Source organism: Streptococcus sp. HMSC34B10 (assembly GCF_001839505.1).
Classification (GTDB): domain Bacteria; phylum Bacillota; class Bacilli; order Lactobacillales; family Streptococcaceae; genus Streptococcus; species Streptococcus peroris.
In genome coordinates, this window is record NZ_KV841542.1 from 36,793 (window position 1) to 49,752 (window position 12,960).

Genomic DNA, 12,960 nt, shown 5'->3' on the forward strand with positions numbered 1-12,960 from the left:
CTGTTTTCTTCCCTTTCGTTTTCTTAATGTCTAAAATGTCTCACACCTGTAAAGACCATAGTCAAGCCGTATTTATCAGCCGCTTCGATGGACTCTTGGTCACGGACTGATCCACCCGGTTGGATGATGGCCTTAATACCTGCTTTGGCGATTTCTTCCACGTTATCCGCAAATGGGAAGAAGGCATCAGAAGCAAGAACAGCACCATCAAGACGGTCTTTAGCTTGGTCAATAGCGATACGAACTGAAGCCACACGGTTAGTTTGACCAGGGCCAACACCAAGTGTCATGTGGTCATTGGTCACGATGATCCCATTTGATTTGACGTACTTGATAGCCTTCCAAGCAAACTCAAGAGCTGTCGCTTCTGTTTCAGTTGGTTGGCGTTTAGTAACCACTTGCCAGTCTGCTGGACTTTCTTTGACCACGTCTTGGTTTTGAACGAGAAGTCCACCAACAACACCAGTGTATTCTGCTTCTGCTTCGCTAGCGTCTTGAGCATCAAACGGCAAGGCTAGGATACGCAAGTTTTTCTTCTTGGTTGTCAAGATTTCAAGCGCTTCGTCAGAATAGCTTGGCGCAATGATGATTTCAAGGAAAACACCGTGCATTTTTTGAGCTGTCGCAGCATCTACTTCACGGTTGAGAACGACAATACCACCGAAGATAGATACTGGGTCAGATTCATAAGCGTAGTCCCAAGCAGTTTCGATATCGTCAGCTTGACCGATACCACATGGGTTCATGTGTTTGAGAGCCACAACTGTTGGACGATCTTTGAAGTCACGGATGATACGGATAGCGGCATCAGCATCACGGATATTGTTAAAGGACAATTCTTTACCGTTAAGTTGTTTAGCTGAAGCAATGGAGTAAGCCGTTGGCAAACCTTTTTGGTAGAAGTCAGCATCTTGTTGAGGATTTTCACCGTAACGCATCGGTTGCTTAAGGTCATAAGTCAAAGTGAGTTTCTCAGGTTTTGTTTCACCCACTTGAGCTGTGAAGTACTCCGCGATCAAGGCATCATAAGCCGCTGTGTGACGGAATACTTTCGCTGCCAACCGTTGGCGAGTTTCGTAACTTGTTTCGCCGTTCGCTGACAATTCGTCAAGCACAACAGCGTAGTCAGCAGGGTCTACCACAACTGTTACGCTAGCGTGGTTTTTAGCTGCTGAACGAAGCATAGATGGACCACCGATATCGATGTTTTCAACCGCGTCAGCGTAAGTCACGTCTGGTTTAAGGATGGTTTCCTTGAATGGGTAAAGATTGACCACAACAAGGTCAATCAATTCGATATTATTGTCCTTAGCCACTTGAAGGTGGCTATCGAGGTCACGACGAGCGAGAAGTCCCCCGTGGATATTTGGGTGGAGAGTCTTCACACGACCGTCCATCATTTCTGGGAACCCAGTCACATCATCAATTGCAATGGTATCAACACCAGCATTGTCAAGGGCAACTTTGGTCCCACCTGTTGAGATGATGTCCCAACCAAGTTTTTTGAGTTCTTGGGCAAATTCAACGATGCCCACTTTGTCTGAGACTGAAATAAGTGCTCGTTTAGTCATTTTTTTCTTTTCCTTTTTTAAAAAAGTTCCTTATATGCTACAGTCGAAAATTGTCTTTCAGCTCTAGCGCTTCCTTATTTTCGTGCAACGCCAAAACTCTCCAACACTTCTGGATAGAGCTTGTACTCTGTTTCGTGGATACGAGTTTCGAAGGTATCAAGAGTATCCTCTTCAAGGCGAGGCACACGGACTTGTTTAATAACCTTACCGGTATCAACGCCAGAATCTACCCAGTGAATGGTCACGCCAGACTGGTCAACACCTGCATTCCAAGCATCCTCAATACCATGAGCACCTGGAAATTCTGGAAGATAGGCAGGATGGATATTGATGATACGGCCTTCATAAGCTGCAAGCAAGGTTGGGCCAACGATTTTCATATAACCCGCCAAACAAACCAAATCAATCTGGTGTTCATCCAAGAGTTTGACGATAGCCTCTTCATAAGCCGCTTTTTTGTCAAATTCCTTGAGTTCAAAGGCATAAGATAAAACCCCTAGCTTTTCTGCACGCTCAAGTACATAGGCATCTCGGTGATCTGAAAAGACAAATTCAACTGGAAATTGCTCTGCAATGACCTGAAAGTTTGAACCATTTCCAGAAGCAAAAATAGCAATTTTTTTAACCATTATTTTATCACCACACTTGCATCTGTCTTCTTGACAATACGACCGATTTCATAAACAGGTTCGTCAAGAAGATCTTTGACACGCTCCACATTTTCTGGTTTTACCGCAAGCATGAGACCAATCCCCATGTTGAAGATTTCAAACATTTCTTCGTGTTTGATTCGGCCATATTTTTCAAGGGCTTTGAAAATTGGAAGGACTGGCACTTTGCTTTCATCAATTTCAGCCGCCAAATCATCAGCGAACATACGTGGCACATTTTCGATGAAACCACCACCTGTGATGTGGGCAATCCCGTTAACCATTTCCTCTTTAATCAATGGCAAAGCTGCTTTGACGTAGATACGGGTTGGTTCCAAAAGAACGTCTTTGAGTTTCTTGCCTTCCAATTCTGGGAGAACTTCTTCACCTGTGTAATCAGCGAATACTCGACGAACGAGTGAGTAACCGTTTGAGTGGATACCGCTTGAAGCAAGCCCCAAAATCACATCGCCTGCTGCTACTTTTGAACCGTCAATGATTTGAGATTTTTCAGCGACACCTACTGCGAAACCAGCCAAGTCATAGTCATCTTCACCATACATACCAGGCATTTCAGCAGTTTCACCACCAATGAGGGCTACACCAGCTTGCACACATCCTTCAGCCACACCAGCAACGACCTGTTCTAGTTTAGCTGGTTCATTTTTACCAGTTGCGATATAGTCAAGGAAGTAAAGAGGCTCAGCACCTGCAGCGATGATATCGTTAACACACATAGCCACACAGTCTTGGCCGATCGTATCGTGCTTGTCGTACTTGATAGCCAGCATGAGTTTCGTTCCAACACCATCTGTACCTGAGATCAAAACGGGTTCTTTAACACCTGTCTTTGAAAGGTCGAACATGCCACCAAAACCACCAAGAGCTCCCATGACACCTGCACGCTCTGTACGAGCCACGTGTTTTTTAATCCGTTCAACAACTTCATAACCCGCTTCAACATCTACGCCAGACTGCGCGTAAGCATTTTTATTTGTCATTTGTTTTTTCCTTTTCCTTTCCTTCAATGGGGAATTTTATTTGTAAAAACTCGTTTTTTCTTCCAAACTTCTACGATATTCTTCTTCATAGTCATAGAGAGGAGTTGGATATTTCCCATCAAAGTAAGCCACACAGAGGCCGCCATTTGGCGCATCTGTTTCAATCCCAATAGAATTAATCAAGCCCTCGATAGAGAGATAGGTTAAGCTATCTGCCCCAATGATTTGGCAAGTTTCCTCAACCGTATGATTAGCCGCAATCAGCTCCTGACGCGTCTGAATATCAATCCCGTAAAAACAAGGATAAGCTAACGCTGGGCTTCCAATAGCAACGTGAACTTCCGTTGCCCCTGCTTCTTTCAACAATTGAACAATTCTCCGAGATGTTGTTCCTCGCACAATCGAGTCATCAATCATGACAACGCGTTTGCCTTTCACGACTCCAGAAACAGCAGAGAGTTTCATCCGAACCCCTTGCTCGCGCAACTCTTGAGTTGGCTGGATAAAGGTCCGTTGAGTGTATTGGTTTTTAATCAAGCCCATTTCATTTGGCAGGCCAGATTCTTCCGCAAAGCCCATAGCTGCGCTGAGTGAGGAATTTGGTACCCCAACTACGATATCCGCCTCATGCTTGAATTCACGCGCTAATTGAGCCCCCATTCTCTTACGAGCTGTATGGACATTGACCCCGTGGATGTTTGAGTCAGGACGGGCAAAGTAGATATACTCCATGGAACAGATAGCCAGTTGAGTATCGTTTGTGTAGCTATCATACTGGATACCACTATCATCAATAATGACAATCTCGCCTGGTTTCACATCACGTACCCACTCTGCACCAATCACTTCAAAAGCACAGGTTTCAGAAGAAACAACAACAGCTCCATTAGCCATTTTCCCAATAGAAAGAGGGCGGAAGCCGTTTGGGTCAAGGGCTGCAATCAACTTATCTTCAAACATCAAAAGATAAGCGAAACCACCTTTAACCAGACTGAGTGCTTCCTTGATTTTACCCATCAAGTTTGGATTGTGGCTACGGCGAATGAGGTGAGCTAAGATTTCTGAGTCAGAGGTTGAACTGAAAATCGCTCCTCTTTGTTCCAATTCTTGTTTGAGAGATTCTGCATTGGTCAGATTTCCATTATGTGCTAGCCCAAACTGCATATCGTGAAAGCGGAAAAGGAAAGGTTGGATATTGTCTACAGAAGCTTCTCCCGCCGTCGCATAACGCACGTGCCCGATAGCACCTGTTCCTGTCAATTTATCCAAATTCGCAGGATTTTTAAAGACTTCTGATAAGAGACCCATATCTCGATAGCGTTTCAAATTCCCGTTGTCGTTGGAGAGAATTCCTGCCCCTTCCTGACCACGGTGCTGTAGACTATGAAGACCAAAATAGGTTAATTTAGCGGCATCTGGATGACCCCAGATTCCAAAAACCCCACATTCTTCATTAAGAGATTTTACTTCGTATGTCATTTTATATACCTAATTTTCATTTGTGTATCATTCCTTAAGTAGTAGGGACGCTCTCAACTTTCTTTGATGATTTTCTAATTTTTTCATCATCGTCATAAATGCCGACGAAAAAACAGAAAGTCTATCAGGAAATTTTCGAGCTAGTATTTGAGCCAAAGTCTCAAATACTCCCTTAGCGATACTACAGCGGAATGATACAGTAGAAGCTCGTTTCACTCGCAACAACAAATCATTTGCAATTATCGCAAGTTTCATCTACTTGATTTTACATTTACTGATGGTTATCTATTAGAAAATCTGCAAAGCCTATTCCCAGTAAAATATTTCACAGCTGAAGCAAAGAGATGTTGATCTTTGCTTCCTGGGATATTTTGGAAGAGCCCTTCTTCATAACGTTCTGAGTGCCCCATCTTACCAATGATTTGACCGTTCTTACTTGTGATACCTTCGATTGCATTTACAGATCCGTTAGGATTGTATTTAGAATCCATGCTCGGTTTGCCTTCGAAGTCAACATACTGTGTAAAGATTTGACCATTGTCACGAAGCTCTGCAAATTCCTCAGCTGTCACTACAAATTTACCTTCACCGTGTGATACTGGAATGGCATGGATGTCACCAACTTCTACTCCAGCAAGCCATGGTGAGTTGGTATTGGCAATCCGTGTTTCAACCATCTTAGCCACGTGTTGGTTGGCATCATTGTAGAAGAGGGTTGGACTGGTACTACTTGCATCTTCAAAGTTACCATATGGAAGAAGACCCGATTTGACAAGAGCTTGGAACCCGTTACAGATACCGATGATTAAACCACCACCTTCGATGAAGTGATCAATGGCTGCACGTACTTTTTCATTGAGCAAGATGTTAACAATAAATTTAGCTGATCCATCTGGTTCGTCCGCTGCTGAGAAACCACCTGCAAAGAAGATAATGTTAGCTTTTTCGATATTGTCAACCATGGTGTCAACAGACTTGACAATCGCTTCTTCGTTGAGTGTGACAAATGGTACTAAGTTGACTTGAGCACCTTCTTTTTCAAAGGCCTTAGCGGAATCGTACTCAGAGTTAGTTCCTGGGAATACTGGGATGTAAACAACTGGTTTCTCAACTGTTTCTTTGGCTTTGATCACAGCATCTGACGCCACCGCAGGTACTTCTTCCAACACAGTTGCTTGTGCAAATTCCGTTGGGTAGACCTCTTCCAATTTACCTTGGAAGGCACTGTCAAGCTTATTTCCATCAAGCGTTACATCGTTGACAGTAAGTGTAAAGTCAGCTGCTGTTTGTCCAATCTTGGCAACACCTACAATTTCTTCAGGCGATGTGAAGATGAATCCACCCAATTGAGCTGACAAGGCAGTTTCGAGATTTTCAAGGCTTACAGTGGCACCGATATGGTTCCCAAACGTTGCAAGTGCAAGAGCTTCAAGGATACCACCATATTTGACCGCTGATGCTGCTGTGACTTTGTGAGTTGCTTGGATGGCTTCAAACTGAGCAAAGTTAGACTTGATAAGATCGAAGTCAATTTCTTGTGCCAAAGCTTGACCTGGGATGTAATAGATATTTTCACCAGCAGCTTTGAATTCTGGAGAAAGAACCTTACGGCTATCTGCAGTTGTTACCCCAAAAGCAACTAAGGTTGGTGGTACTGTCAATTCTTCAAAGGTACCAGACATAGAGTCCTTCCCACCGATAGATGGCAAACCAAGTTGAATCTGAGCTTCGATGGATCCAAGAAGAGCTGCTACTGGTTGTCCAAAACGCTCAGCTTGTTTATCCATACGCTCGAAGTATTCTTGATAAGAGAAACGAGCCTTAGACCAGTTTGCACCAGCAGCAACCAAACGAGCGGTTGCTTCGATGACCGCATAAGCCGCACCATGATATGGAGACCATTCTGCTACATAAGGGTTGAACCCTTGTGCCATGACAGAAGCAGTTGTTGTCACACCATGTTGGACTGGCAATTTCTGTACAGAAGCTTCAGTTGGTGTGATTTGGTAGCGACCACCAAGTGGGTGATTGACTGTTGAACGACCAACTGAGCTATCAAAGATGGTTTGTAACCCTTTTTGGCTGGCATGGTTCAGGTCAGCCAAGACTTCAAGAGTATCTGCTTCAAGGGTTTCAGCAGATGTTTGACGTTCTTCTGGCAGCTTGACATCCTTGTCAACCACCTTAGCATCTACAACGACACGCACACCATTTGTATCAAGGAAACGACGTTCCAAATCAACGATGGTTTCGCCATTCCAGTGCATGACAAGATTTGGTTTTTCAGTCACAGTTGCAACGACAACAGCATCAATATTTTCTTTATTACATGCTGCAATGAAGGCATCTACGTCTTCTGGACGAACCACTACAGCCATACGCTCTTGAGATTCAGAGATGGCAATTTCTGTACCGTTCAAACCTTGGTATTTCAATGGCACTTTGTCTAGATCAATTTCAAGACCATCTGCCAATTCACCGATAGCCACACAGACACCACCAGCACCAAAGTCATTTGATTTCTTGATTAGACGTGTCACTTCCCCATTACGGAAAAGACGTTGAATCTTCCGTTCTTCGATGGCATTCCCTTTTTGAACCTCAGCACCAGCTGTTTCAACAGATTCAACCGTTTGAACTTTAGAAGAACCTGTCGCACCACCGACACCATCACGTCCAGTCTTACCACCGAGCAAGATAATCACATCACCTGCTTCAGGTTTTTCACGGACAACATTTTCCTTAGGGGCCGCACCGACAACGGCACCTAGCTCCATACGCTTAGCAACGAAACCTGGGTGGAAGTATTCACGAACATAGGTTGTTGCAAGACCAATTTGGTTACCATATGAAGAATAACCATGAGCCGCTGTTTTAGAAATCACTTGTTGTGGCAATTTCCCAGCGCGAGTTGCTGAAATTGGAGATGTAATATCGCCAGCACCTGAAATACGCATGGCTTGGTAAACGTAGGAACGCCCTGACAATGGGTCACGAATGGCACCACCGATACAAGTAGCCGCTCCACCAAATGGTTCGATTTCCGTTGGGTGGTTGTGAGTTTCGTTTTTGAACATGAGAAGCCATGGCTCTTTCACACCATTGACATCCACTTCAATTTCAACAGAGCAGGCATTGATTTCATCAGACACTTCCATGTCATCCAAACGACCATTGGCACGCTCATAACGACCAAAAATAGTCGCCATATCCATCAAGGTTTGAGGTTTTTCCGTACGTCCCAACTCATCACGCATGGCAATATACTTGTCATAGGTCGCTTGCAATTGTTTTTGAAATTTAGAAGCTGAGAAGTCGATGTGTTTCAACTCAGTCTCGAAAGTGGTGTGACGGCAGTGGTCAGACCAGTAGGTATCCAACACCTTCAACTCAGTCTCAGTTGGTACACGTCCAATGGACTTAAAATAGTCTTGAATGAAGAGAAGGTCATCCACTTCCATGGCCAACCCTTGCTCTGACTTATACTTAGCAAAATCTTCTGCCCTATAAGTTTCAAAGAAATCCAAACTTGGAATGGTCTTGTCAGACTCAGAGAAATCCTGTTTCGCAATGCCGACAGTGATATCTTTGAAACGAGAATCCACTGGGTTCAAGAGGTAGTTTTTGACAGCTTCCAACTCATTCGCAGCAATATCCTTGTTAACCAAGTAAAGTTGCGCGGTATTAACCGTCACATCATTTGAGCTACCAAGTAACAGCAAAGCTTCTTGTGAAGATGCCGCACGTTGGTCAAATTGACCAGGTAAGCTTTCGATAGCAAAGAAAGCATACTTAGCAAGATCAGCCTTAACCGTAGCTTCATCTAAAACAGTATCGGTCACTTGTTCAGAGAAGATATGTTTTTCTGCACGCGCAAACAAATCCTCTGCCAAATTAAAGACATCGTATACCTGAACAATACGAAGGTCCTTCAAGGTTTTCAACTGAAGATTATGCTGTAATTCTTTTACTAAAGAGTCAGATTTCACACGAAAATCAGCTTTTTTCTCAACGAAAATACGTTTATCCATTTTATTTCCTTTATTTATTTCTACTAAAAACTGTATTAGAGAGGAATTCAAAAAATTACTTCAAACCTTGTAATTTTTCCAATACAACTTCATAAACATCTGTCAAGCTACCGAGATCACGACGGAGTGCAAAGGTCTAGTAGACCTTTGCAGCCTGAGTCCTTTTACTTGAAAGACGAAGGTTTTCCGTTCCAAAATGATTACTTCAATCCCTGCAACTTCTCTAACACAACCTTATAAACATCCGTTAGACTGCCCAAATCTCTACGGAAAACATCCTTGTCCATATGGTGCCCTTCAGCATCCCAAAGGCGGCAGTTATCTGGTGAAAACTCATCTGCCAAGATGATCTTGCCATCCTTATCAAAACCAAATTCCAATTTGAAGTCAATCAAACGAAGACCGATTTGTGCAAACCAATCCTTCAACAACTCATTGATACGGCGTGTTTCTGCCTTGATATAAGCAATTTGTTCATCATTGGCAACACCCAAGAATTTCACGTGTTCGTCGTTGATAAACGGATCATCCAGCTCATCGTTTTTATAGTAAAATTCAACGATTGGAGTTTCCAATTCCAACCCTTCTTCAACGCCAAAACGCTTTGAAAATGAACCTGCAGTCACGTTTCGAAGAACAACTTCCAAAGGAATAATTTTAACCTTCTTATTCAATTGTTCGGTATCAGAAATGCGTTCGATAAAGTGTGTTTCCACACCGGCAGCATTCAATTTTTCAAAAATAAGAGACGAAATCTGATTATTCAGCACACCTTTCCCCTTAATAGTCTCCTTACGAGCACCATTAAGCATGGTTGCTTGGTCCTTATAGACCGACTTAATCACATTTTCGTCTTCTGTAGTATAGATATCTTTAGCTTTTCCCGTATAAATTAATTTACCTGACATTTTATTGTTCGCCTTTCGTATTACTTGAGCACATTTTACCACAAAAGCCATAAAAATTCAAGAATTTTACGAATAAAATGGAATGTGCCACACCATTGGTAAATAAAAACTGCAATCCATTTTGGAATACAGTTTTTAAAAATTATTTAATAAGAGAACGAACATTAGTCTCTATTCAAAAATTTATCTAGATAATAGCGAAAATAACTCTTTTTACCTATCATTATTCGTAGACGCCCCTCTAATCCGTATCTAAGATTTTGAGCTTCTTCCTCGGTAACGCTTGTTTCTGCTTCTATTTTAAAGAAATTTCCTTGATCAGTTCTGGTTGCAATTGTATCTATGCCAGTAATCTTAGAAACGAGCAACACCTGATTATTATTGTCGTTACTTGTGGTAAAGCGCACAGGATCTCCCATCCGGATTCCCGTGATATCTTTTGAGCTAATATAAGCTGTCAATTTTGTTTTTCCTTCCCTATCCAATGGGGGATATAGTTTGGCAAGCGGGGTTCCTTCTGCGACTACCGAATATTGACCTATCTCAGGATTAAGGTGAAGAATCCCATCTTCCTCAGCTCTGATTACCCCTTCTTCAAGAAAACGAGATTGACTGTTTTTGCCTAATTTTCCTTCTAAAATTTCTTGCTTTTGAGGTTTCTGAGAAGTGATGCTTATCTTCTGCTGCACCTCACCATTTTTGAGACCACTTGCTTTACTTTTATAGTCTTGTGGCATCTCAAACTGACTATTATAAACTGCGGGCTGGTTTTCATCTCCTATTTTCTGATACTGAACAAGTAATTCTCCTCGTTTTACCCGTTTGTTCTCTTCCATATGATTGACTGCCATTCTCTGATTACTAGCTGACTGGATATTAGAGATGATGCGACTGGGTTCAACAGTAGCTTTCGAAGATAAGCTAATCTCCTTTTCTACAAACACTGAAAACCCAAACAAAAACACTATCAAAAATGACATAGGCAAAATCACACGACTTGAAAAATTATGGTAACGTCGATTATAAAACTCCGCACTTTCTAAAAATTCTTTATGCATTCTTTTCTCTTTCTAACAATTAACTAAATTGGCGTAAAAACCATCCTGGGTGATTAATTCCATATGCTTTCCCTCTTCGACAATCTTCCCCTGATTCAAAACGACCACTTTATCCACCCGCTCAGCAATAGTCAAGCGATGCGCAATGAAAATCAGTGTTTTATCTAGACTCATGAGATTTTCCATAACCCGCTTCTCTGTTAAGATATCCAGACTACTTGTTGCCTCATCCAAAATCAGAATTGGTGCATCTGTCAAGAGAGCACGTGCCAAAGCAATCCTCTGACGTTGACCACCAGAAATTCCAACGCCATCAGAAGTTAATTCCGTTTGGTAATTCAAGGGCATACGCTCAATATCTTCACGAATTTCTGCTATCTCGACTGCACGTAGTATGTCCTCTTGAGTCGTGTCCTCCTTAGCTCCAAGGAGGAGATTTTCTAAAATCGTTCCATTGAATACATAGGGTTGTTGGGGTAAATAGTTGATATGTTGGCGTAAGGATTTTTTATCAATCTGATTCAAATTCATACCTCCCAACTTGATTTCTCCCTGACTTGGATTATAAAAATTAACCATCATCTTAGCCAAGGTTGACTTCCCTGAACCCGAAACTCCTACAAAAGCTATTTTAGAACCTTGTTCTATTGTCAAATTAATGCCAGATAAAATATCTCGACCATAATCATACCTGTAGTGAATTTCCTTGAAGGTTAGATCTCCTTGAAGCATGCTCAAATCCTCTACTATTTTCTGCTCTTCAAACTCGGATTTAACTTGATACACTTCATTGAGTCGGTTATTTGCAACTTGAGCCGTTTGAAGTTTACTCTGAAGATTGATAATATTCTCTAATGGATTTGTGAAATAAAAAAGAAGTGCATTATAGGTAATTAACTGTCCCAAGCTCATTTTCCCATCCATTACAAGATTAGCCCCCATCCATAAAATACAGACATTTAGTAAAAGTTGAGCAAGTTTTTTAAGAGCTTTTTGCTGGCTTTCTGCTCGACCATAAGTAAAGGATTTTTTTAGATAGTCCACAAATTCACTATCAATCTTTTTGTAGCGTATTTTTTCGCTAGTCAAGGACTTAATCGTTTCAATGCCATTGATGTCCTCTATGATAGAAGACGATAAAGTTGCATTGGCTACCATGGTATCTCGATTCATCTTTTCAAAAGGCTTCATAAAAGCGACAATTATTATAGTATAGATGGGAATAGCCAATAAAGTCATTAAAAAGAGATTGCTGTTTTGTACAAATAAGATTACCGAGATAATCAACACAGTAGATATATTCAAAAAAACTGAAATAACGGCTGAAGCTACGGCGTCTATGATACTATTAGCATCTGTAAATCGTGATATAATTTCTCCTGTTCGACGGGTCGCAAAAAAAGACATGGGTAAATCGAAAACATGTTTAATATAAGATAAAATAATATCAATTGATAAACGTTGCCCTAGAACATGCAATAAATAATCCTGAGCATAGGATAAAATCTGTTGTAGAATATAAACAATAATCAATCCGACTGAAATAATGCCCAAAGTCGATGATGTCTGGTCTGGTACATAGGTATCAATAATAGACTGCAGATAGTAAGAACCGACAATATTAATCAAGGTCACTAGAAAAGCCGCTAAAATGATATTCAAAATCAACCCTTTCTGATTTACCAAAATAGGTAGAAAAGAAGTCAAATCCTGTTTCTTGTCCTGATGAGGTTGATAATTTGGAGCGGGAGCCATAAAGATAGTTGTCCCCGTCCATTCTTCTTCAAATCTCTCACGCGATAGTTTGGTCAATCTAATATCTGGATCTGGATCAGCTATATGAATACTCTCCTTATCATGTCCAATTACTACATAGTAATGAAGTAATTCTCCTTCCTTCAGTACATGAACTAGAAAAGGTAGGGGCAAATCAGGTAAATCAAACAAGGTCATATCTGCTTGAATAGCTTGAGTCTCAAACCCTAGTTTCTCTGCAACCTTCACAAGCCCTAAAGCTGTTGTTCCATTTTTAGTTGTCTTAGCTAATTCGCGCAAACGAGCTATTGAATAGTAGCTCCCAAAATAGCTAAATACCATAGCTAGCGAAGCAACTCCACAGTCCATCTGGTCCATCTGTGAGAGGTAGTGTTTTTTCTTGAATTTCATAACCTTATCCTTTTTCTAATAATCTATTGAAAAAATTTTGTAAGATTATTTTATCCAAACGCAGTACAAAAGTTAAAATTCTTTCTATAAAAACAG

8 protein-coding genes are annotated in these 12,960 nt (G+C 41.5%); all 8 read right to left on the bottom strand.

Going from position 1 to position 12,960, the window contains the following annotated elements:
• Positions 1-23: 23 nt before the first annotated feature.
• The 8 genes from purH to comA all read right to left on the bottom strand — a co-directional run bounded on the left by purH (position 24) and on the right by comA (position 12,864).
• A complete protein-coding gene (gene purH / locus HMPREF3237_RS00895; RefSeq protein ID WP_070888528.1) occupies positions 24-1,571 on the bottom strand; it encodes a bifunctional phosphoribosylaminoimidazolecarboxamide formyltransferase/IMP cyclohydrolase in 1,548 nt (515 codons plus the stop codon).
• 74 nt (positions 1,572-1,645) lie between these two features.
• Positions 1,646-2,200, bottom strand: a complete 555-nt coding sequence (gene purN, locus HMPREF3237_RS00900) for a phosphoribosylglycinamide formyltransferase (RefSeq protein WP_070888529.1) — start codon at positions 2,198-2,200, stop codon at positions 1,646-1,648.
• Complete coding sequence (gene purM, locus HMPREF3237_RS00905; protein ID WP_070888530.1) at positions 2,200-3,222, bottom strand: phosphoribosylformylglycinamidine cyclo-ligase; 1,023 nt, start codon at positions 3,220-3,222, stop codon at positions 2,200-2,202. Before purM ends, purN begins: the two co-directional genes overlap by 1 nt.
• Before the next feature lie 36 nt (positions 3,223-3,258).
• Positions 3,259-4,701, bottom strand: a complete 1,443-nt coding sequence (gene purF, locus HMPREF3237_RS00910; protein ID WP_006146080.1) for an amidophosphoribosyltransferase — start codon at positions 4,699-4,701, stop codon at positions 3,259-3,261.
• A 281-nt stretch (positions 4,702-4,982) separates the two neighbouring features.
• Complete coding sequence (locus tag HMPREF3237_RS00915; protein WP_070888531.1) at positions 4,983-8,732, bottom strand: phosphoribosylformylglycinamidine synthase; 3,750 nt, start codon at positions 8,730-8,732, stop codon at positions 4,983-4,985.
• 200 nt (positions 8,733-8,932) lie between these two features.
• The gene (purC, locus tag HMPREF3237_RS00920; RefSeq protein WP_070888532.1) at positions 8,933-9,640 is read right to left on the bottom strand and encodes a phosphoribosylaminoimidazolesuccinocarboxamide synthase; all 708 of its coding nucleotides are present in this window, start codon (positions 9,638-9,640) and stop codon (positions 8,933-8,935) included.
• Between the two features lie 164 nt (positions 9,641-9,804).
• Positions 9,805-10,698, bottom strand: coding sequence for an HlyD family efflux transporter periplasmic adaptor subunit (locus HMPREF3237_RS00925; RefSeq protein ID WP_070888533.1), 894 nt, complete (start codon positions 10,696-10,698; stop codon positions 9,805-9,807).
• 12 nt (positions 10,699-10,710) lie between these two features.
• The gene (gene comA / locus HMPREF3237_RS00930) at positions 10,711-12,864 is read right to left on the bottom strand and encodes a peptide cleavage/export ABC transporter ComA (protein ID WP_070888534.1); all 2,154 of its coding nucleotides are present in this window, start codon (positions 12,862-12,864) and stop codon (positions 10,711-10,713) included.
• Positions 12,865-12,960 lie beyond the last annotated feature (96 nt).

Bases quoted from the DNA above. Each gene is read 5' to 3' on its own strand.
- purH (WP_070888528.1), bottom strand. From the start codon at position 1,571: ATGACTAAACGAGCACTTATTTCAGTCTCAGACAAAGTGGGCATCGTT.
- purN (WP_070888529.1), bottom strand. From the start codon at position 2,200: ATGGTTAAAAAAATTGCTATTTTTGCTTCTGGAAATGGTTCAAACTTT.
- purM (WP_070888530.1), bottom strand. From the start codon at position 3,222: ATGACAAATAAAAATGCTTACGCGCAGTCTGGCGTAGATGTTGAAGCG.
- purF (WP_006146080.1), bottom strand. From the start codon at position 4,701: ATGACATACGAAGTAAAATCTCTTAATGAAGAATGTGGGGTTTTTGGA.
- HMPREF3237_RS00915 (WP_070888531.1), bottom strand. From the start codon at position 8,732: ATGGATAAACGTATTTTCGTTGAGAAAAAAGCTGATTTTCGTGTGAAA.
- purC (WP_070888532.1), bottom strand. From the start codon at position 9,640: ATGTCAGGTAAATTAATTTATACGGGAAAAGCTAAAGATATCTATACT.
- HMPREF3237_RS00925 (WP_070888533.1), bottom strand. From the start codon at position 10,698: ATGCATAAAGAATTTTTAGAAAGTGCGGAGTTTTATAATCGACGTTAC.
- comA (WP_070888534.1), bottom strand. From the start codon at position 12,864: ATGAAATTCAAGAAAAAACACTACCTCTCACAGATGGACCAGATGGAC.